The 18437-nt window shown below is 69.4% G+C and carries 15 protein-coding genes; 8 read left to right on the top strand and 7 right to left on the bottom strand.

The genetic code is table 11. The annotated features are described in order from the left end of the window. Positions 1–14: 14 nt before the first annotated feature. From A5696_RS21080 to A5696_RS21070, 3 genes are all read right to left on the bottom strand, one after another. Entirely contained in the window at positions 15–596 is a 582-nt protein-coding gene (locus tag A5696_RS21080) for a hypothetical protein (protein WP_067882934.1), read from the bottom strand. A 240-nt stretch (positions 597–836) separates the two neighbouring features. Further along, entirely contained in the window at positions 837–1955 is a 1119-nt protein-coding gene (locus A5696_RS21075) for an adenylate/guanylate cyclase domain-containing protein (RefSeq protein WP_067882933.1), read from the bottom strand. A gap of 76 nt (positions 1956–2031) precedes the next feature. Next, entirely contained in the window at positions 2032–3423 is a 1392-nt protein-coding gene (locus tag A5696_RS21070) for an amidase (protein WP_082969082.1), read from the bottom strand. 47 nt (positions 3424–3470) lie between these two features. Between A5696_RS21070 and A5696_RS21065 the strand changes: the two genes are divergently transcribed. The 3 genes from A5696_RS21065 to A5696_RS21055 all read left to right on the top strand — a co-directional run bounded on the left by A5696_RS21065 (position 3471) and on the right by A5696_RS21055 (position 8473). Then, entirely contained in the window at positions 3471–3905 is a 435-nt protein-coding gene (locus A5696_RS21065) for an HIT family protein (RefSeq protein ID WP_067882955.1), read from the top strand. Between the two features lie 4 nt (positions 3906–3909). Beyond that, on the top strand, positions 3910–4359 hold the full coding sequence (locus tag A5696_RS21060; protein WP_067882931.1) for a nitroreductase family deazaflavin-dependent oxidoreductase: 450 nt from the start codon (positions 3910–3912) through the stop codon (positions 4357–4359). A 124-nt stretch (positions 4360–4483) separates the two neighbouring features. Next, the gene (locus tag A5696_RS21055) at positions 4484–8473 is read left to right on the top strand and encodes a bifunctional diguanylate cyclase/phosphodiesterase (RefSeq protein ID WP_082969081.1); all 3990 of its coding nucleotides are present in this window, start codon (positions 4484–4486) and stop codon (positions 8471–8473) included. Positions 8474–8477: 4 nt separating this feature from the next. Here A5696_RS21055 and A5696_RS21050 read toward each other — a convergent pair whose 3' ends face one another. The 3 genes from A5696_RS21050 to A5696_RS21040 form a co-directional block, all read right to left on the bottom strand. Next, positions 8478–9509, bottom strand: coding sequence for an LLM class flavin-dependent oxidoreductase (locus A5696_RS21050; RefSeq protein ID WP_067882930.1), 1032 nt, complete (start codon positions 9507–9509; stop codon positions 8478–8480). Between the two features lie 114 nt (positions 9510–9623). Beyond that, positions 9624–10742, bottom strand: a complete 1119-nt coding sequence (locus tag A5696_RS21045; protein ID WP_067882929.1) for an FAD-binding protein — start codon at positions 10740–10742, stop codon at positions 9624–9626. Further along, entirely contained in the window at positions 10739–11566 is an 828-nt protein-coding gene (locus tag A5696_RS21040) for a uracil-DNA glycosylase (RefSeq protein ID WP_067882928.1), read from the bottom strand. Before A5696_RS21040 ends, A5696_RS21045 begins: the two co-directional genes overlap by 4 nt. 61 nt (positions 11567–11627) lie before the next feature. Here A5696_RS21040 and A5696_RS21035 point away from each other — a divergent pair, with 61 nt between their 5' ends. The 4 genes from A5696_RS21035 (at position 11628) to A5696_RS21020 (ending at position 16257) form a co-directional block, all read left to right on the top strand. After that, entirely contained in the window at positions 11628–12869 is a 1242-nt protein-coding gene (locus A5696_RS21035; RefSeq protein WP_067882953.1) for an MFS transporter, read from the top strand. Between the two features lie 15 nt (positions 12870–12884). Next, positions 12885–14240, top strand: coding sequence for an FAD-binding oxidoreductase (locus A5696_RS21030; protein WP_067882952.1), 1356 nt, complete (start codon positions 12885–12887; stop codon positions 14238–14240). Between the two features lie 197 nt (positions 14241–14437). Next, positions 14438–15679: a cytochrome P450 gene (locus tag A5696_RS21025; RefSeq protein WP_197517042.1), complete on the top strand. Its 1242-nt coding sequence runs from the start codon at positions 14438–14440 to the stop codon at positions 15677–15679. Beyond that, positions 15676–16257 (top strand): TetR/AcrR family transcriptional regulator, encoded by a 582-nt coding sequence (locus A5696_RS21020; RefSeq protein ID WP_231964546.1) that lies wholly within the window; start codon positions 15676–15678, stop codon positions 16255–16257. Before A5696_RS21025 ends, A5696_RS21020 begins: the two co-directional genes overlap by 4 nt. On the opposite strand, the gene A5696_RS21015 is transcribed toward A5696_RS21020, so the two are convergent. Next, positions 16254–17315: a bifunctional 2-polyprenyl-6-hydroxyphenol methylase/3-demethylubiquinol 3-O-methyltransferase UbiG gene (locus A5696_RS21015; RefSeq protein WP_067882926.1), complete on the bottom strand. Its 1062-nt coding sequence runs from the start codon at positions 17313–17315 to the stop codon at positions 16254–16256. The genes A5696_RS21020 and A5696_RS21015 overlap by 4 nt on opposite strands. Before the next feature lie 274 nt (positions 17316–17589). Between A5696_RS21015 and A5696_RS21010 the strand changes: the two genes are divergently transcribed. Continuing rightward, positions 17590–18399: a sulfotransferase gene (locus A5696_RS21010; protein ID WP_067882925.1), complete on the top strand. Its 810-nt coding sequence runs from the start codon at positions 17590–17592 to the stop codon at positions 18397–18399. The last annotated feature ends 38 nt before the right edge of the window (positions 18400–18437 follow it).

Here is an 18437-nt window from a genome sequence, read left to right as displayed (position 1 = left end):
ACTGCGTCATTGGCTTACGACTGGAGGTCGGGCCCCTCGGCGCGCAGGTCGTCGACCGCCGACATCGCGTCGCGCAGCTTGGCCAGCCATTCCTCGGTGTGCTCACCGACAAGCTTGACCGTCCACGCGAGCGCGTCGGCGCGGGACCGGGCGACCCCGGCGTCGACCAGCGTGTCGAGCACCTGGCGCTCGGGTTGCTTCAGGCGCGTCATCACCGGTACGGCGATGTGGGTGAACAGGATTCGCTCTACCCCGTCTTTGGACGGGATCTCCACGCCCCAGGAAACCTTGCGCCCGTAGCGATCCTGCGCTTCGTCGGCGATGCGCATCCGCTCCGAGCGGGTCTCCTCGCGGAACCGCGAGATACGGCCCTCCGCGCGGGCCTCGCTCTCGTCGCCGGAGTTCGCGGGCTCGGCCAGCTTGCCGATGACGGTGATCTCTTCGCGGTCGACGATGACGGTGGGGTCCCCGTCGAACCAGGCTTCGGGTAGGCGTCCGGCGAACCATTCGGCCGCGCCGCTCGCGTCGGGCTGCTGGGCCTGCTGCCAGCCGCCGGGGCGGCCGTACCGCCGGGAGTGGGTGTGGTGTGATTTCATAATTACATGATTACACCGTTACAGCTGTAATGGAATGCCGTTCGCCGCGGGCGAACGATCCCGCGCGGTCGCCGGACGTGGCGGCACCCTCTGCGACCCTTGTTCAGGGCTGTGCAGAGTTGTATTTTTGGTAGCGAAGCAGGCCCGGAAGCGACCGATTCGAAGCGCTGGGAAACGGGGTAGGAAACCAGCCGCGTGCGACCTAAGCGTCAAACGCCCCCTAGAGTCGCCCGGGCCTGCCTATGCGGACCGGCGGATCCGGAAAACCTTGACCTCGTTCTTGATGCCCTTGAGGCGGCGCGCGCCGGCGAAGGACCCCTCGTACTCCCCCGTCCCGTCCAGGGCTTCCCAGACCGAATCGGCGACCAGGACGGTGCCGGGGCGGGCCACGCCGGTGACCCGGCTCGCCACGTTGACCGGGCTGCCGAACCAGTCGCCGGCCCTGCTGACCGCCATGCCGGAGGCCGCTCCGGCGCGCAACCGCGGGAAGTCGTTGTCGGTGTCGACGGTCTCCACGAGCTTCAGCACCACGTCCAGGATGGGTTGCGGCTCTGGGCAGACGAGCATCACCGCGTCGCCGATGGTCTTGATGAACCGCACCGGCGGGACGGTCATGTCGCGGGCCAGGTGGGCCAGCCGGTTGGCCAGGTGGCCCAGTTCTTCGGCGGACACCACTTCGCCGAGCCGGGTGAAGCCGACGAGATCGGCGAAGGCGACGGTGATCTGGCGCGCCCCCGGTAGCGGCTTGCCGGCGGCCCGCTCCGCGGCGTTGACCGCTTCGGTCTCCATCATGTGCCGCAAATGCATGAACAGGGTGTCCTGGATCATCGGGCCGAGAATCGGCGCGATCTGGCTCACCAGCTCCTTCGAGGCCTTCGCGATGTCCACTTCGGTGGCGCCCGGGCGCATGATCGCCGAGAGCGCGGTGTACCTCATCACCTCCGCGGCGTTCGACAGCCCCTCGGAGAGCACCCGAACCACGAGCAGCACCTGATCGGGATCCAGGCCCAGCTCGACGAATCGCTGGGCGTAGGCGGCGGCCTCACCGTCGGCGCGCATGTGGACGACCGCGTCGGGGTCGTCGACCCGGGCCAGGCCGATGGCGCGCTGGACGCGCTGCAGCAGCGCCAGGTCCATGCCGTAGGTCTCGGCGATCTCCCGGGTGGACACGTAGGTGCCGTCGTCGCCGATGAGGTGGCGGGTGGCCAGCAGCAGCGGCGGGCTGGTGGTGCGGATCTCGTCGGCGGTGACGCCCTGCCCCAGCAACCACCTGACGAGCTCGGCCCGCTCGGTGCGCGCGGCGCCCTCGAGGCCCTCGAGCAGATCGTCGATGTCCCTCTCGGCCGCCCCGTCCTCCACTGGGCCAAGGTACAACGCGCCGATCGCGAGCGCGGCGCAGCCGGGCGAAGCGGGTCGGCGCCAATCGAACGCGCGGTTAGGACACCGGCGGTTGCCGCTGGGCCCAGGGCCGGGCGGTCTCGATCTGCGCCGACAGCGACAGCAGGGTCGCCTCGTCGTACGGCCGCCCGACGAGCTGGATCCCGAGCGGCAGCCCGTCGCCGTCGAAGTCCCACGGCACGGACGCGGCGGGCTGTCCGGTCAGGTTCCAGACCTGCTGGTAGGGCACCCGTTGCGCCACCGCCAGCAGCGTCCATATCGCGCCGCGGCGCTGGTAGGCGCCGATGCCGGAGGGACCCGTGGCGTTGCCCGGCGTGACGACGACGTCGACGTCGTCGAAGATCGACTGAATTCGGGCGGTCACCGCCGCCTCGGCGTCACGCAGGGCGGTCATCCGCCGGTCCGAGAACAGCGCCCCGGCGCGCGCCAGGTTCCGGGTGCGCGTCTCGAGGCGTTCGGGGTGGGCCAACGAGTCCGCGTCATCGCTGATGCCGCGCAGGTAGCGGGGCAGGTAATTGGTGATGATCGCCGACGGCGGATAGTCGGGGTCACGCGTGATGACGTCATGGCCCAGGTCGCGCAACAGCGCGCCGGCCTCGTGGACCGCCGCCAGCTGCGCCTTGCCGACCCGGACGGGCAGCGGCGTCGGGCCCTTGGTGCTCAAGGCGATTCGCAGCCGGCCGGGGTGGCGCGCGGCGGCGGCCACGAACTCGCCCTCGGGACCGGGGATCGTCGAGGTCGCGTCGAGGAACAGCGCCGCGTCCAGCACCGACCGGGCCAGCGGGCCGTTGACGCTCAGCCCGTACCACGCGTCGTCGTGCGGCTCCAGCGACACCCGATCGCGTTGCGGCTTCAGGCCGAATACGCCGCACCAGGTCGCCGGGATGCGGATCGAGCCGCCGCCGTCGGACCCGAGCGCCAGCGGGGCCAGGCCGGCGGCCACCGCGGCCGCGCTGCCGCCGCTGCTGCCGCCCGGCGTGCGCTTGGGATTCCACGGGTTGCGGGTGGCCCCGAACGTCAGCGACTCGGTGTAGGGAAACATCATCAGCTCGGGCACATTGGTCTTGCCGAGGATCACCGCACCGGCGGCGCGCAGCCGGCGGACCGCCTCCCCGTCGGAGGTCACCGCGGGGCGGTGCCCGCCGCTGCCGTACGTCGTCACCTCGCCGGCGACGTCGACGTCGTCCTTGATCGCGACCGGCACGCCGAGCAGCGGCAGCCGCTCGCCCGCGTCGAGGCGGTCCTGCGCCACGGCCGCCTCGTGACGCGCGCTGTCGGACAGCACCGCGCGGTAGCAGCGCAGCTCGCTGTCCAGCCGCGCGATCCGCTCCAAATAGATTTCGAGCAGCTCCGGTGCGCTCAGTTCGCCGTCGGCCAGCATCCGGGCCTGTGCGGCCGCTCCTGCGTAAGCCACGTCGCGAGCGTCCACTGCGGCAGCGTATCCCGCGGCTCGGGGCAGTCAGTACCGTGGGCGACATGCCCTGTGTGTTCTGTGCGATCGTCGCCGGGGAGGCCCCGGCGTGCAAGATCCACGAGGACGACGACTACCTCGCGATCCTCGACATCCGCCCGTTCACCCGGGGCCACACGCTGGTGATCCCCAAGCGGCACACCGTCGACCTGACCGACACCCCGGCCGAGACCCTGGCCGGCATGGTCGCCATCGGCCAGCGGATCGCCCGGGCCGCCCGCGCGACGGAGCTGGCCGACGCGACCAACATCGCCATCAACGACGGCCGCGCCGCCTTCCAGACCGTGTTCCACATCCACCTGCACGTGCTGCCGCGGCGCAACGGCGACAAGCTCTCGCTGGCCAAGGGCATGCTGGTGCGCCGGGATCCCGACCGGGAGGCCACCGCGCGGATCCTGCGCGAGGCCGTGGCACGCATCGACGCGAGCCAGCAAGATTGAGGCCATGAGCAACCTGACCCCGCTGGAACAGTTCGTGCTGATACCGTTCCTGCGCCTGCACGACACGATCTACCGCACGACCGACGGCCGGATCGGTCACCGGATACCGGGCATGCCGCCCAGCCTGCTGCTGCACACGACCGGCGCGAAGACCGGCCGGCAGCGCACCACGACCCTGACCTACGCCAAGGACGGCGACTCCTACCTTGTGGTCGCCTCCAAGGGCGGTGACGACCGCAACCCCGGGTGGTACCACAACCTGCGCAACCGCCCCGACTGCGAGATCAACGTCGGCCCGAGGCGTATCGCGGTGACGGCGCGCCCGCTCGGGCCCGACGACCCCGACTACCCGCGGCTGTGGGGCCTCGTCAACAAGAACAACGGCAACCGTTACGCCGGCTACCAGAGCCGTACGTCCCGGGCCATCCCGATCGTCGTATTGACTCCGCGCTAAATCGGCGACACCGCATATCATCGGCAGTTTTTCGGCCCCGAGGCCACTGCAGCGGTTTATTCTCCTCTAGCACGGTGAAGTTACGATTCGCTCACCGCAAACCGCGGGATCGGCTGGAGCGGCTATGACACGCTGGACGGGGAATCCGTGGCGGCGGTTCGGGCTGTCCGCCCGCGCCGGATGGTTCGTCGTCGGCGGCTATGCCGCCGGAGCGGCGACGATCCTGGCTTCCTCCATCGGGCGGTGGCAGGACGCCCACGGGACCCGCCCGGTCGACCAGCTCGTGCAGGTGCTGTGTGTCGGGGTGGCGGCGGCATGTGCCGTCGCCGCGACTCGCCACGCGGTCGGCCGCTTCAGATTCGGCTGGCTGGCGCTGGCAGTGGCACTGCTGGGGGCAGCGGGCGGTCAGGTCATCTGGGCGATCTATCACGTGCATTCGGAACTGAATAACGCCAGTGGCCGGGGCGTCGCTGAGATTGTCTTCAGCTCCTATCCCGCCGGCGCCATGGCGGCTTTGGTGCTGTTGTCGCGGGCCTCGCGCCACAGTCCCCGGCGCCTGGTGCTCGACGGTCTCATCGTGGCGACGTCGCTGTTCGTGGTCTCCTGGGTGTCGGTCATCGACAAACAACTGCGCGAGAACAGCGGCCTGCGGCTGGTGACGCTCGGCCAGGTGCTGGCAGACATCGTCCTGACCACCAGCGCACTCCTGATCCTGTCGCGAGGTCGCCCGGGCGACCGGCCGAGCCGAAGCCTGGTTGCCGGTGGAGTCGCAACGATCGCCGTTGCCGACCTCGCGACCGTGTTCCACGCCGGGGTGGGCAGCTATCAATTCAACGACCTGGCGGACCTCGCCCGCGTCGGCGGATTGGGCATGCTCGCGATGGCCGCCCTGGCCAGTGTCAACGAGCCGCCCACGGAGCCCTCGGGTGACGACCAGTCTTTGTCGCGCACCCGGATGTGGCTGCCTTACCTGCCCTTGCTGGTGGCGGCCGCGGTCGGGCTGGGCAACGCAGTGGGCCCCATGGCCCACCAACCGATGGCTGGCGCGCTGGGGATCCTGGTCGTCGCGGTGCTAGCTCGCCAGTTCGTGGTGCTGCTGGAAAACCGGAGGTTGTTGTCGGAAGTCGCGCGGGAGGCGTTTCGCGACAGCCTCACCGGCCTGGCCAATCGGGCCCATTTTCTGCATCGCCTGGAGCAGGCCATCGCCCGGCAACGTCGCGACAATATTCCTGTCGCGGTGTTGTGCCTCGACCTGGACAATTTCAAAGCGGTCAACGACGCCCTGGGCCATCCGGCCGGCGACGAGCTGCTCGTGCGGGTCGCAGGCCGGCTCACCGCCGCGCTGGGCGACACGGGCACCATCGCGCGCCTCGGGGGCGACGAATTCGCGGTCCTCATCGAGGCTTCGGTCGAGGAATCGCGGGCCGCGGCGGACCGGGTCCTCGACGCGTTCGGCACAGAGATCGTGATCGACGGTGTTCCGATCGACGTCAGGCCCAGCATCGGCTTCACGGTGGCCACCGCCGCGTCGAACAGCACCGTCGACCAGCTGCTCCGAAACGCCGACCTGGCCATGTACGCCGCCAAACGCGAAGGCGGCCAATGCATTCGGGCTTACGTGCCCGATCTGCCCTTCCCCTACACCTTCCCGCAAGTCGCCGAGCCGGCGGAGTCGGCCTCGACCGAAGGACGGGCGGGCGTGGACGCGGATGTCACCTCAGTCCCGGCGGGCGCCTTCGGCACCCAGACCAAGCTGGCGCGGTCACTGCAGCCGATCGCGGCGGCCGCGACGTCGGTGCGGGAACTGACGCGCGAAGCACCGGACGGCATTCGGTGGCCCCCGATCACGATCCGGATTGCCCTGGCGGCGTTGGCAATCGGCGTGGTTACCTACACGATGACGAGCGTCGTCGCCCCCGGCACCGCCCACCACCCGTTCTTCGTCAAGATCGTCTACCCCGCGCTGAACCTGTCGGCCGCGGCGCTGATCGCCGCTCGCGCCTACCGCGTGACCGCCGACCGCCTCGCCTGGGCGTTGATCGCGGTCGGCATGGCGGTCTCGGCAGTCGGGGACATCGTCTATGCCATGTGGGTGCGGGAGGGCCAGTCCCCCTCGGTCGCCGATCCGGAGTACCTGGCGTTCTACCCGTTCGTCTATGCCGGGCTCCTGCTGCTGATGCGGTCGCGGCTGAAGCGGGTGCCGCTGCCGATCCGACTCGATGCACTGGTGTGCGCGTTGGCCGCCGCCGCGGTGGGCGTGGCGCTGCGGGCCGGACCCATCCACGCGGCCGCGGAGCGCGTCCCCGCGACCGTCCTGGTGGGGCTGGTCTACCCGTGGGGCGACCTGATCCTGTTGGCCGTCACCGCCGGCATGCTGCCAATCCTGGGCTGGCGCAACGAATCCCGCTGGGGTCTCCTCGTCGTGGGGTTCCTCGGGTTCGCCGTCGCGGACACGGTGTATCTCTTCGAGACCGCCGAAGGCTCCTACCGGGTGGGCACCACACTCGACGCGCTGTGGCCCGCCGCGTCGCTGCTGGTGGCCATGGCCAGCTGGGCGCCTTCCCGGCCGTCCAACGTGCCCCGGGTCCCACGCGGACTCGGCTCCTACACCGTGCCGGTGGTGTGCACTGTCGTGGCGCTCGCTGTTGCCGTCGTGGGCCACAACTCAACGCTGGCAACGGCTCTCGCCGCCCTGAGCCTGGTTGCGGTCGCCGCCCGATTCTCGGCGACCTTCCGCGATGTGAGCATGCTGGCCGAAAGCCATAAGCAGGCCATGACCGACGAGCTGACCAACCTGCCCAACCGGCGGTCGCTGGCGACCGCCCTGACGGGGCTGCCGGATTCGGCGCCGGCGGGGCCCCTGTCGGCCGCCGCGGCCCCGTCGCGCCGGGCGCTGCTGTTGCTGCATCTGTACGAGTTCGAGGAGATCAGCGATTCGATCGGCCGCCACTTCGGCGACGACCTGTTGTCCCATGTCGCGAACAGGCTGGCGCACTGCGTGCGCCACGACGACCTGCTTGCGCGCGTGAGCGACGACGAGTTCGCGATCCTGCTCACCGAGGGGTCCGACCTCATCGCCGCCCGCGCCCAGGCGGGCCGGCTGCTCGAGGCCCTGAGCGAACCGTTCGCGCTCGACCCGATCACCGTGCAGGTCGACGCCCGCATCGCCATCGCGCTCTACCCCGACCACTGTGACCATCCGCAGGAACTGTTGACCCGCGCCGAGATGGCGATCCCGCACGCGAAATCGGCCACCAGCAAGATCGCGGTCTACGACTCGGCGTACGAGATGTACCGCGACAACGACCCCAACCTCATCGAGGAACTGCGCGTCGCGCTGCTCGATGACACCCAGCTGACGGTGCATTACCAGCCCAAGATCAACGCGAGCGACGGCAGCGTCCACAGCGTCGAGGCGCTGCTGCGCTGGCGGCATCCCAGCCGCGGGCTGCTGCTCCCGGAGGAGTTCCTGTCCGCCGCCGAACGCGCCGGGCTGATGCGCCAGGTGGCCAACCGCGCCATCAACCTCGCCCTCAAGCAGGCCCGGGCCTGGCGCGATCACGGCATGCCGCTGCCCGTCGCGGTCAACCTGTCGACCACCAACCTGCTCGACCTCGACCTGGTGAGCACCGTGGAGGGGCTGCTCCGCACCCACGGCCTGCCCGCCCACTCGCTCATCGTCGAGATCACCGAGAGCGCTTTGGTCGACTCGGCGCGCTCCCGCAACACCGTCGCGGCGCTGCAGCAGCTCGGCGTGCGCATCTCGCTTGACGACTACGGCACGGGGTGGTCTTCCCTGGCGCGCCTGCAGGACGTCTCGGTCGACGAGCTGAAACTCGACCGGGTATTCGTGTCGCGGCTGGCCCAGGACCCGCGATCGGTCGCGATCGTGCGCTCCACGGTGGCGCTGGCCCGCAGCCTGGGCGCCGATCTGGTCGCCGAGGGGGTCGAAGACGAGGTCACCCTGCGCGCGCTGCGCCGGTACGGCTGCACCATCACCCAGGGATTCGTGCACACCCCGCCGCTGCCGGCGGACGACCTGACCGAGTGGATCGCCGTGCACGCGCCCAGCACGAATGCGCGCCGGTCGCAGCAGGCGGGCGTGAAAGACTGACCGGTCAGAACAGCTCTTTGGCCAGCAATTCCAGGGTGTTGACGCGCGCGGGCGCGGTGGCCGGGTCGGCGCCGAGGTGGGCCGACGCTACCGGGTGGACCATCACCTCGTCGACCCCGAAGCGTCCGGCGAGGGCCCGCACCTGCTCGGCGGCCTCGGCGGGCGTGCCCAGGACGGCACGCTTGAGTCCGCTTTCCACGATGCGCTGCTGATCCGGCCCGAGCTGGGCCACCTCGGCCTCCTCGACCAGCGGCACCGGGCCGAGCGGCTGGCCCGTTCTCAGTTTGGCCATCATTTGCAGGTTCGGCAGCATCAAAGCCGTTGCCTCGTCGCGGGTTTCGGCCACCGCGGCGTTGACCGTCAAGAACGTCAGCGGCTCGGGGGTCAGCTTGCTGGGCTTGAACCGTGAGCGGTAGACCTCGAGCGCCTCCTCGGTGCCCTGGCCCGAGAAGTGGTGCGCGAACACGTACGGCAGTCCCTTCGCCGCGGCAAGGTGCGCGGAGTACATCGACGAGCCCAGCAACCACAGCCGCGGTTCGCTCGCCGCGGCCGGGGTGGCCTTGAGCCGGTAGTCCCCGGAGCGCAGCGGCACGATCACGCCGCGCGCGCTCATCAGCGCGGCCACGTCGTCGAGGTAGTCGGGGAAGCGCTCGATGTCTTCGTCACCTCGGCTTCCGCGCAAGGCGTACGACGTCACCGGGTCGGAGCCGGGCGCGCGCCCGATGCCCAGATCGATGCGGCCGGGCGCGGCCGCTTCAAGCAGCGCGAACTGCTCGGCGACGGCCAGCGGCGCGTGATTGGGCAGCATCACGCCGCCCGAGCCCAGCCGTACCTGAGTGGTCTGGGCGGCCAGGTAGGCGATCAGAACCGGCGGGCTGGTGGCCCCGACGGACGGCATGTTGTGGTGTTCGGCGACCCAGTAGCGGGTGAAGCCCAGCCGGTCGGCGGCCTGCGCCAGCTGGACGGTGGCCGCCAGCGCGTCCGCGGTGGTCTGGTCGCTGCGCACCGGGACGAGGTCAAGGACGGAAAGTCGCACGATGGCGTCAACGCCTTTTCGCGGGCGAACGTTCCCTATCTACGGCGAGCAGACGCAAAAGCCCCCGGCGGCTCGGCGTGTCGGGGGCTTTTGCGTCTGCTCGGCGAAAGGCGCTCAGTAGTCCTTCAGGGTGATCGAGTTGACGATGCGGTCGAACACCTCCTGCGGGATCGGCGCCCCGCCCGGGATGTTGTCGATCACCAGCCATTGGTTGCGCTTGACGTAATCCTGAAATTCCTTCTGGTAGTTGGCGAAACCGGCTTCATAGTCGTCGCCCGCGGCGGCCAGCTCGCCGGCCAGGATGTAGGCGCCCAGCAGCGCGACGCTGGTGCCCTGGCCCGACAACGGCGAACAGCAGTAGCCGGCGTCGCCGACGAGCGCGACCCGTCCCTTCGACCAGCGGTCCATCTTGATCTGCGACATCTCGTCGAAGTAGAAATCGGGCGAGGTCCGCATGTACTCCAGCAGCTGCGGGCGCACCCAGCCGTCGTCGGCCATCCGTCGTTCCAGCTCGGCGAACTGGGCCTCGGTGTCTTGATAATCGATGCGCAGGTCGGCCTCCACGAAGCCGACCATGGCCCGCGCCTCGGTGTTGTTCCGCGCGCTGTAGACGCCGGCCATGGTGTTGTCGCCGTAATGCCAGGTCTGCCAGCGGTCCAGGTCGAGGAAGTTGGGCACGGTGAAGATCGCCGCGTAGGTGCCCAGCCGCTCGATGAACTGCGCCTCCGGGCCGAACACCTGCCGGCGCACGTTGGAGTGCAGGCCGTCGGCGCCGATCACCAGGTCGAAGCTGCGCGCGGCGGAGCTCTCGAACGTCACCTTGACCGAACTGCCGTCGTCCTCCAGCGCGGCGATGCTGTCGTCGAACACGTATTCCGTGTTCAGTTTGGTTGCGTCGTAGAGCAATTCGACGAGGTCATCGCGCAGCAGCTCGATGTCCGGGCTGGCGATGAGCCCGCCGGTGGGCGTCAACGTGGTGTCCTGCGACAGCTCGTTGCCGTCGCGGTCCACCACGGACGCGCCCCGGATCCTGGTCCGCACGTGGTCGGCGGCCGCCCGCAGCATCATGCGCTCCAGCACCGTCAGCGCCGGACCCCGCACGTCGATGGCCTGGCCACCCGGCCGCAGCCCCGGATGGCGCTCCACCACGGTGACCGAATAGCCATGGTGGACAAGCCAATACGCGACCGTAGTGCCGGCCACGCTGGCACCGGAAACCAGAATATCGGTCACGTGATTCCTGCCAGCCTCTTTGCGTTGGTGAAGACGTCGTCGAGCATTGCCGGAGTCAACCTACCCGTGAACATATTCTGCTGGCTCGGGTGGTAGCAGCCGAGCAATCGGACGCCGCCGTCCAACTCGGCCACCACGCCGTGGCCGAACCGCGGCTTGCGCGGCCCGGGCACCCCGGTGAGTCGGAGCGCGATCTGCCAGGCGAACCCGCCCAGGGCCACGATCACGCGGACATGCTCGGACACCAGCCGCCATTCGGCCTCCAGCCAGGGCCAGCAGGTGTCGCGCTCCGCCGGCGTCGGCGCGTTGGCCGGCGGCGCGCAGCGCACCGGCGCGGAGATCCGAATCCCATTGGCGTGCAACCCGTCCGCGGCGTCCACGCTGGTCGGCTGGTTCACCAGCCCGGCCCGGTGCAGCGCCGCGTACAACTGGTCGCCGGAGCGGTCACCGGTGAACATGCGGCCGGTCCGGTTGGCGCCGTGCGCGGCGGGCGCCAGCCCGACGATCAGCAGCCACGGCCGCTCGGATCCCCAGCCCGGCACCGGCCGCCCCCAGTAGGGCTGGTCGGCGAAGGCCCGTCGCTTGACCGTCGCCACCTCCTCGCGCCAGGTGACCAGCCGCGGGCAGGCCCGGCAGACACTGATCAGGGCGTCCAGTTCCGGGATCGACCGGACCTGGCCGCTGAGCGCGACCACGTGGGCGGCGTCGGCGGCCACCGGGGTCCGCGGCGTGGCCGGATCGTCCGGCCACCCGGTCCCGGGGCCGACCGGAGATCCGAACGTCTGACCGGTACGCGGGTGTGCGAGCACATGAACATCGTGCATGAGCGGCGAAATTCGGTGGTTTCGGCCGTCGGTTTGGCGCTACATTCAGCCGCGATATCCCATGAAAAGCGGCGGCCCGGCATTCCTGATCCTGTTCGCCACGTTGACGGCGACCGCCGGTACCGGCATCTCGATAGTCGCTTTCCCGTGGCTGGCCCTGCAGCACCACGACAGCGCCAAGGACGCGTCGATCGTGGCCGCCGCCATGACGGTGCCGCTGGTGTTCGCCACGCTTGTCGCCGGCACCGCCGTCGACTTCTTCGGGCGCCGCCGGGTATCTCTGGTGTCCGATTCGCTGTCGTGTTCGGCGGTGGCCGCCGTGCCGCTGACCGCCTGGTTCTTCGGGGCGGCCGCGATCAACGTCGCGGAGTTGGCCGCGCTGGCGTGCTGCGCGGCCGCTTTCGACCCGGCCGGGACGACGGCGCGCCAGTCCATGCTGCCGGAGGCGGCCGCCCGCGCGGGCTGGTCGCTGGACCGCACCAACAGCGTCTACGAGGCGGTGCTCAACCTGGCATACATCCTGGGCCCCGGCATCGGCGGGTTGATGATCGCCGCGGTGGGCGGCATCAACACGATGTGGGTCACCGCCGCGCTGTTCGGGTTGTCCTTCCTGGCGATCGGGGCGCTGCGGCTCGAGGGCATCGGCAGGCCGCACCACGCGACCCGGCCCGACGGCTTGGCGTCCGGCATCGCCGAGGGGCTGCGGTTCGTCTGGAACCTACGGGTGCTGCGCACGCTCGGCCTGATCGACCTGGCCGTCACCGCGCTCTACCTGCCGATGGAAAGCGTGCTGTTCCCCAAGTACTTCTCCGACCACCACCAACCCGCGCAGTTGGGCTGGGCGCTGATGGCGCTCGGGGTCGGCGGCGTGGCGGGGGCACTCGGCTACGCCGTGCTGTCCAAACGCCTGCGCCGGCGGACGGCACTGCTGGCCGCGACCCTGACCTTCGGGGCCGCGACGGCCGGCATCGCGTTCCTGCCGCCGCTGCCGGTGATCCTGGCGCTGTGCGGGGTGACCGGCCTGGTGTACGGGCCGATCCAGCCGATCTACAACTACGTGATGCAGACCCGGGCGCCGCATCACCTGCGCGGCCGGGTGGTCGGCGTGATGACGGGGCTGATGTACGCCGCGGGCCCGCTGGGCCTGCTGGTGGCCGGACCGCTGGCCGACGCCGCCGGGCTGAGGGTCGCGTTCCTGACGTTGGCCGTTCCCATTGTGGTGATCGGGGCGGTGTCCTGCGGCCTGCCGTCGCTGCGCGAACTGGACCGCGCGCCGGAGTTGGCGGTCGATTCGGGGCCTTAGGATCGGGGGGTGGACATGTTGGCCAGCCTGATCGCCGACCTGCCCGACGGGATGGTGGTCACTGACCCGACCGTCACCGAGGGCTACCGCCAGGACCGCGCCTTCGACCCGTCGGCGGGCAAGCCGATGGCCGTGGTCCGGCCGCGGCGCACCGAGGAGGTGCAGACCGTGCTGCGCTGGGCCAGCGCCCACCGGGTGCCGGTGGTGACCCGCGGCGCCGGTAGCGGGCTGTCGGGCGGGGCGACCGCGCTGGACGACGGCATCGTGCTGTCGACGGAAAAGATGCGCGACATCGCCGTCGACCCGGTCACGCGCACGGCGGTATGCCAGCCGGGCCTGTTCAACGCCGAGGTGAAGAAGGCCGTCGCCGAGTACGGGCTGTGGTATCCGCCCGACCCGTCGTCGTTCGAGATCTGCAGCATCGGGGGCAACATCGCCACCAACGCCGGCGGGTTGTGTTGCGTGAAGTACGGCGTCACAACCGATTACGTGCTGGGCATGCAGGTGGTGCTGGCCGACGGCACCGCGGTGCGGCTGGGCGGCCCGCGGCTGAAGGACGTCGCGGGGCTGTCGCTGACCAAGCTGTTCGTGGGCAGCGAGGGCACGTTGGGGGTCGTCACGGAGGTGACGCTGCGGCTGCTGCCGGCGCAGAACACGTCGAGCGTGGTGGTGGCGTCGTTCGGTTCGGTCCAGGCCGCCGTCGACGCGGTGCTGGGAACCGTTGCGCGGCTGCGCCCTTCGATGCTGGAGTTCATGGATTCGGTGGCGATCAACGCCGTCGAGGACACCCTGCGCATGGACCTGGATCGCTCGGCGGCCGCGATGCTGGTGGCCGGCTCCGACGAAAGGGGCCGGGCGTCCGGGGAGGACGCCGCGGTGATCGCCGAGGTGTTCGCGGAAAACGGTGCGACCGAAGTCTTTTCGACCGACGACCCGGACGAGGGCGAGGCCTTCATCGCCGCCCGGCGGTTCTGCATCCCCGCGGTCGAGGCCAAGGGCTCACTGCTGCTCGAGGACGTCGGGGTGCCGCTGCCCAGGCTGGGCGAGCTGGTCGGCGGGATCGAGCGCATCGCCGCGGAGCGGGATCTCATGATCTCGGTGATCGCCCACGCGGGCGACGGCAACACCCACCCGCTGATCGTGTACGACCCCGCCGACGCCGCGATGACCGAACGCGCGCATCTGGCGTTCGGCGAGATCATGGACCTTGCCGTCGGTCTGGGCGGCACGATCACCGGTGAACACGGCGTCGGCCGGTTGAAGCGGCCCTGGCTGGACGGCTACCTGGGCCCCGAGGTGATGGAGCTGAACCAGCGCATCAAGCGCGCGCTGGACCCGCTCCGGATCCTCAATCCGGGTGCGGCTATCTAGCCCTTTTCGGCTTTGCGCGTCGAGTGTGCGCTGACGGCTTTGGATGGGAGCTGACGGCGCGATTTCCTGCGTTTTCTGCGCCCTGGACGCACACTCGAAGCCGTCAACGCACACTGAATGAAGCCAGGTGTGACGAGGTGTGACCCGCATCTGGCGCGGTCTTGACAACTGACCACCTTATGTCCTACGAATGAGACATGCCTGCGGTGATGTCTCACGATGCGCCGGTCGCGTTCCGGCTTGCCACCGCCGAGACCTGGCCGGATCCCTGGCCGATGTACCGGGCGCTGCGCGACCGTGACCCCGTGCACCACGTCGTCCCCGCCGGGAGGCCCGAGCAGGACTACTACGTGCTGTCCCGGCACGCCGACGTGTGGGCGGCGGCGCGCGACCACGAGACCTTCTCCTCCGCGCAGGGCCTGACCGTCAATTACGGCGACCTGGAAATGATTGGGCTGCAGGATAATCCGCCGTTTGTCATGCAGGATCCGCCGGTGCACACCGAGTTTCGCAAGCTGGTTTCCCGCGGTTTCACGCCGCGACAGGTCGAGGCGGTGGAGCCCAAGGTGCGCGAGTTCGTCGTCGAGCGCATCGAGCGCCTGCGCGCCGACGGCGGCGGGGACATCGTCACCGAACTGTTCAAACCGCTGCCGTCGATGGTGGTGGCGCACTATCTCGGAGTGCCCGAAGACGATCGCGCGCAGTTCGACGGCTGGACCGAGACGATCGTCGCGGGAAACACGGCAGACGGCGGGATCGGCGCGGCGCTGGAAAACGTCGGCGAGGCCGTCGGGTCGATGATGGCCTACTTCACCGCGCTGATCGAGCGGCGCCGCAGCGAGCCCGAGGACGACACCATCTCGCACCTGGTCGCGGCCGGGGTGGGGGCCGACGGCGATATCGCGGGGACGCTGTCCGTGCTGGCGTTCACGTTCACGATGGTCACCGGCGGCAACGACACCGTCACCGGGATGCTGGGCGGCTCAATGCCTTTGCTGCACGAGCGCCCCGATCAGCGACGGCTTCTGGTCGAGGATCCGGGGCTGATTCCCGATGCGGTCGAGGAGCTGCTGCGGCTGACGTCGCCGGTGCAGGGACTGGCGCGAGCGACGACTCGCGACGTGACTCTGCACGACACCACCATCCCGGCGGGCCGCAAGGTTTTGCTGCTGTACGGCTCGGGCAACCGGGACGAGCGCCAATACGGCTCGGACGCGGGCGAACTCGACGTGACCCGCTGCCCCCGCAACATCCTGACGTTCAGCCACGGCGCGCATCACTGCCTGGGCGCGGCGGCGGCCCGCATGCAGTCCCGGGTGGCGCTGACCGAATTGCTCTCCCGCTGCCCGGATTTCGAGGTCGACGAGTCCGGCATCGTGTGGTCGGGCGGCAGCTATGTGCGCCGGCCGCTGTCGGTGCCGATCCGGATGAACTCCTGATGGCGACCGATTGGCTGGCCGAGCGGCGCACCGAGGTGGCCGCGGACCGGATACTCGACGCGGCCGGGCAGCTGTGGACAGAACGGGACCAGACTGCCATCGGCATGAACGAAATCGCCAGGGCCGCAGGCTGTTCCCGCGCTACGCTGTACCGGTACTTCGAGAACCGCGACGCGCTGCGGACCGCCTACGTGCACCGGGAGGCCCGCCGGCTCGGCCGCGCGATCGGCGAGCGGATCACCGGCATCGACGACCCTCGCGAACGGCTCGTCGCCAGCATGACGGCCGCCCTGCGGATGGTTCGCGAAAGTCCCGCGCTCGCTTCGTGGTTCGCCGTCAACCGCCCCCCGATCGGCGGAGAGGTGGCCGAACACTCGGAGGTGATCACCGCGCTGGCCGCGGCCTTCGTCGGTTCGCTCGGTCCGGAAGATCCGGCCGTCGTCCAGCGCCGGGCCCGCTGGATGGTGCGGGTGCTCACATCGTTGCTGATGTACCCCGGCCGGGACGAGGCCGACGAACGGGCGATGATCGAGGAGTTCGTCGTCCCGATCGTGACGCCGGTTTCCGCTCGCGGCTAGGCGTGTCCGCCGTCCCACGTCGGCTTCTCATAGACGAGCCAGCGCATCTCGACCGGGCACGCGTCGCGTTCGACGTCGAACACGTCGAGGCCACTGACCCAGTCCGCGTACCAGAACGTCGGCGGCCAGCAACCGGGAGGCAAATAGGTGCTCTCGTAGTCATAGACCGAGTCGTCGGCGACCAGATTGAGCGGGAGCAGGGCCACCGCATTCGTCATCTCGTACCAGGTGAAGATCGTGCTGCAGCACTGCTGCCCGAGCTCACGGGTGGCATCGTCGGGGGTGTAGCCATCGCGCGCCAGAAAGGCGTTGAACACCAGGCGTCCGCCGGGAGCCAGGCAACGGGCGGCGAGTTCGAACATGCTGCGCAGCTGGCGCGTCGTCCGGAAGTCCGACACCACCTGCGAGAGCACGATCATCTGATAGTCCCAGCGCAGCTCGTCCGTGGCCGCGAAGACGTCGCGCTCGATGACGCGTATATCGAGCCCCTCCTGTGCGGCGTCGGCGCGAATCGTCTCGGCGAAGCAGGGCGTCATCTCGACCGCGTCCACCGGGTGGCCCCGCCGCGCCAGGGGCAGGGCGTTGCGCCCCGTCCCGGCGCCGACGTCGAGCACCCGATGGGTCCTGGGGTCGGCCACCTCCCAGGACAGCGCCCACACCCGCGCGTCCGGCTCGAAACCGAACAGGGGCGGCTGCCGGACAGTGGCCAACGCCTCGTAATAGTCGGCGAGCGTTTGCCATTCGGCCCTGACGTTGTAGTTCAGGGACATCCCGACCGGGCGGTCGTAGGAGATGACGATGCTCGACCGCGGCGAGGCCGCGTAGGCGTCGGTCAATTCGCCCTCCAGCACGGTGCGGAGGTGGGCCAGATCTGCGGTGTTGAAGCGGACGCCGAGGTCGGCGAAGACGGCCTCACACATGCTGACGTACTCGTCGATCATGCTGGGAACGGCCGGCAACGTGATCTGCCCGGTGGCCATCGCTCGGCGGTACAGGCGCCGCGCCGACGCCTCGTGCAGCAGTGCGGGGGTGATCGATCTGCGGGGCGAATTGTTCATCAGGTCTCCTACGCGCGGCGACTCGCACTCCCCCAGCGAGTACGGAGGACTGGAAGACCGCCCAGCTCAGGAGAAAGGTTAGCGGGCAGGATGCCTTGTGTCAGCACTTTCCGTGGGCAAATGCGGCGATCTTTGGATGCTGCGGGAAACGGCATATCGCTTCGGCTCGCAATCTGCGGTCGCGCTGGTCCGCGATCCGTTAGCATGGCGGCATCACAGGACTGGATGTCCACGGGCGAGTTCATGCTGCGGACGGTAGGTCGGGGGGTGTGCCATCGTAGCCATTCATTTCATCTCGGGTCTGCCGCGTTCCGGTTCGACTTTGCTGGCCGCGTTGCTGCGGCAAAACCCGCGGTTCCAGGCCGGGATGTCGGGTCCGCTGGCCGGCCTGTTCGGTGCCCTGCTAGGCGAAATGAGCGGACGCAACGAGTTTTCGGTGTTCATCGACGACGCGAAGCGCGAACGCATCCTGCGTGGGTTGTTCGACAACTTCTATGCCGACTGCACCGCCGAGGTGGTCTTCGACACCAACCGCGGCTGGTGCGGATGGATGCCGGCGATCGCCCGGCTGTTTCCCGACGCGAAAGTCATTGCCTGCGTTCGTGAACTGCCGTGGGTGGTGGACAGCATCGAGCGGCTGATTCAGCGGAATGTCTTCAGCCCGTCGTCGATCTTCAATTACAGCGCCGGCGGCACGGTCTACAGCCGCGCCCAACAAGTGGTGGCACCCGATGGCATGGTCGGCGGTCCCTACGATGCCCTGAAGCAGGCATGCTATGGCGCGCAACGGGACCGGCTGCTGTTGCTGCAGTACGAAACATTGAGTACCGATCCGGCCAAGGCGATGCAGGCGATATATGCATTCATTGGTGAGGGGGTGTTCGAGCACGATTTCGGTCATGTCGATTACGACGTCACGGAATTCGACGAGCGGGCCGGTACGCCAGGGCTGCACACCGTACGCGGCACCGTCACGGCCGAGCCGCGTGACACGCTGCTGCCGCCGGATCTGTTCAAACGTTTTGTGCGCGACGCCTTTTGGCGCGATCCCGAGAGAATTCCCGGCGGCCTACAGGTCGTGTGAGGTTCGTTCCGTCCTGACGCGAACGCGGCGCCTTTGGC

The organism is Mycobacterium sp. E2699 (genome assembly GCF_001666745.1).
Taxonomy (GTDB): Bacteria; Actinomycetota; Actinomycetes; order Mycobacteriales; family Mycobacteriaceae; genus Mycobacterium.
This window is presented reverse-complemented; position numbering and strand designations above follow the sequence as displayed.

Excerpts from the sequence above, each read along its gene's own strand:
- A5696_RS21080 (WP_067882934.1), bottom strand. The coding sequence starts at position 596 with ATGAAATCACACCACACCCACTCCCGGCGGTACGGCCGCCCCGGCGGC.
- A5696_RS21065 (WP_067882955.1), top strand. The coding sequence starts at position 3,471 with ATGCCCTGTGTGTTCTGTGCGATCGTCGCCGGGGAGGCCCCGGCGTGC.
- A5696_RS21060 (WP_067882931.1), top strand. The coding sequence starts at position 3,910 with ATGAGCAACCTGACCCCGCTGGAACAGTTCGTGCTGATACCGTTCCTG.
- A5696_RS21055 (WP_082969081.1), top strand. The coding sequence starts at position 4,484 with ATGACACGCTGGACGGGGAATCCGTGGCGGCGGTTCGGGCTGTCCGCC.
- A5696_RS21040 (WP_067882928.1), bottom strand. The coding sequence starts at position 11,566 with ATGCACGATGTTCATGTGCTCGCACACCCGCGTACCGGTCAGACGTTC.
- A5696_RS21035 (WP_067882953.1), top strand. The coding sequence starts at position 11,628 with ATGAAAAGCGGCGGCCCGGCATTCCTGATCCTGTTCGCCACGTTGACG.
- A5696_RS21030 (WP_067882952.1), top strand. The coding sequence starts at position 12,885 with ATGTTGGCCAGCCTGATCGCCGACCTGCCCGACGGGATGGTGGTCACT.
- A5696_RS21025 (WP_197517042.1), top strand. The coding sequence starts at position 14,438 with ATGCCTGCGGTGATGTCTCACGATGCGCCGGTCGCGTTCCGGCTTGCC.
- A5696_RS21015 (WP_067882926.1), bottom strand. The coding sequence starts at position 17,315 with ATGAACAATTCGCCCCGCAGATCGATCACCCCCGCACTGCTGCACGAG.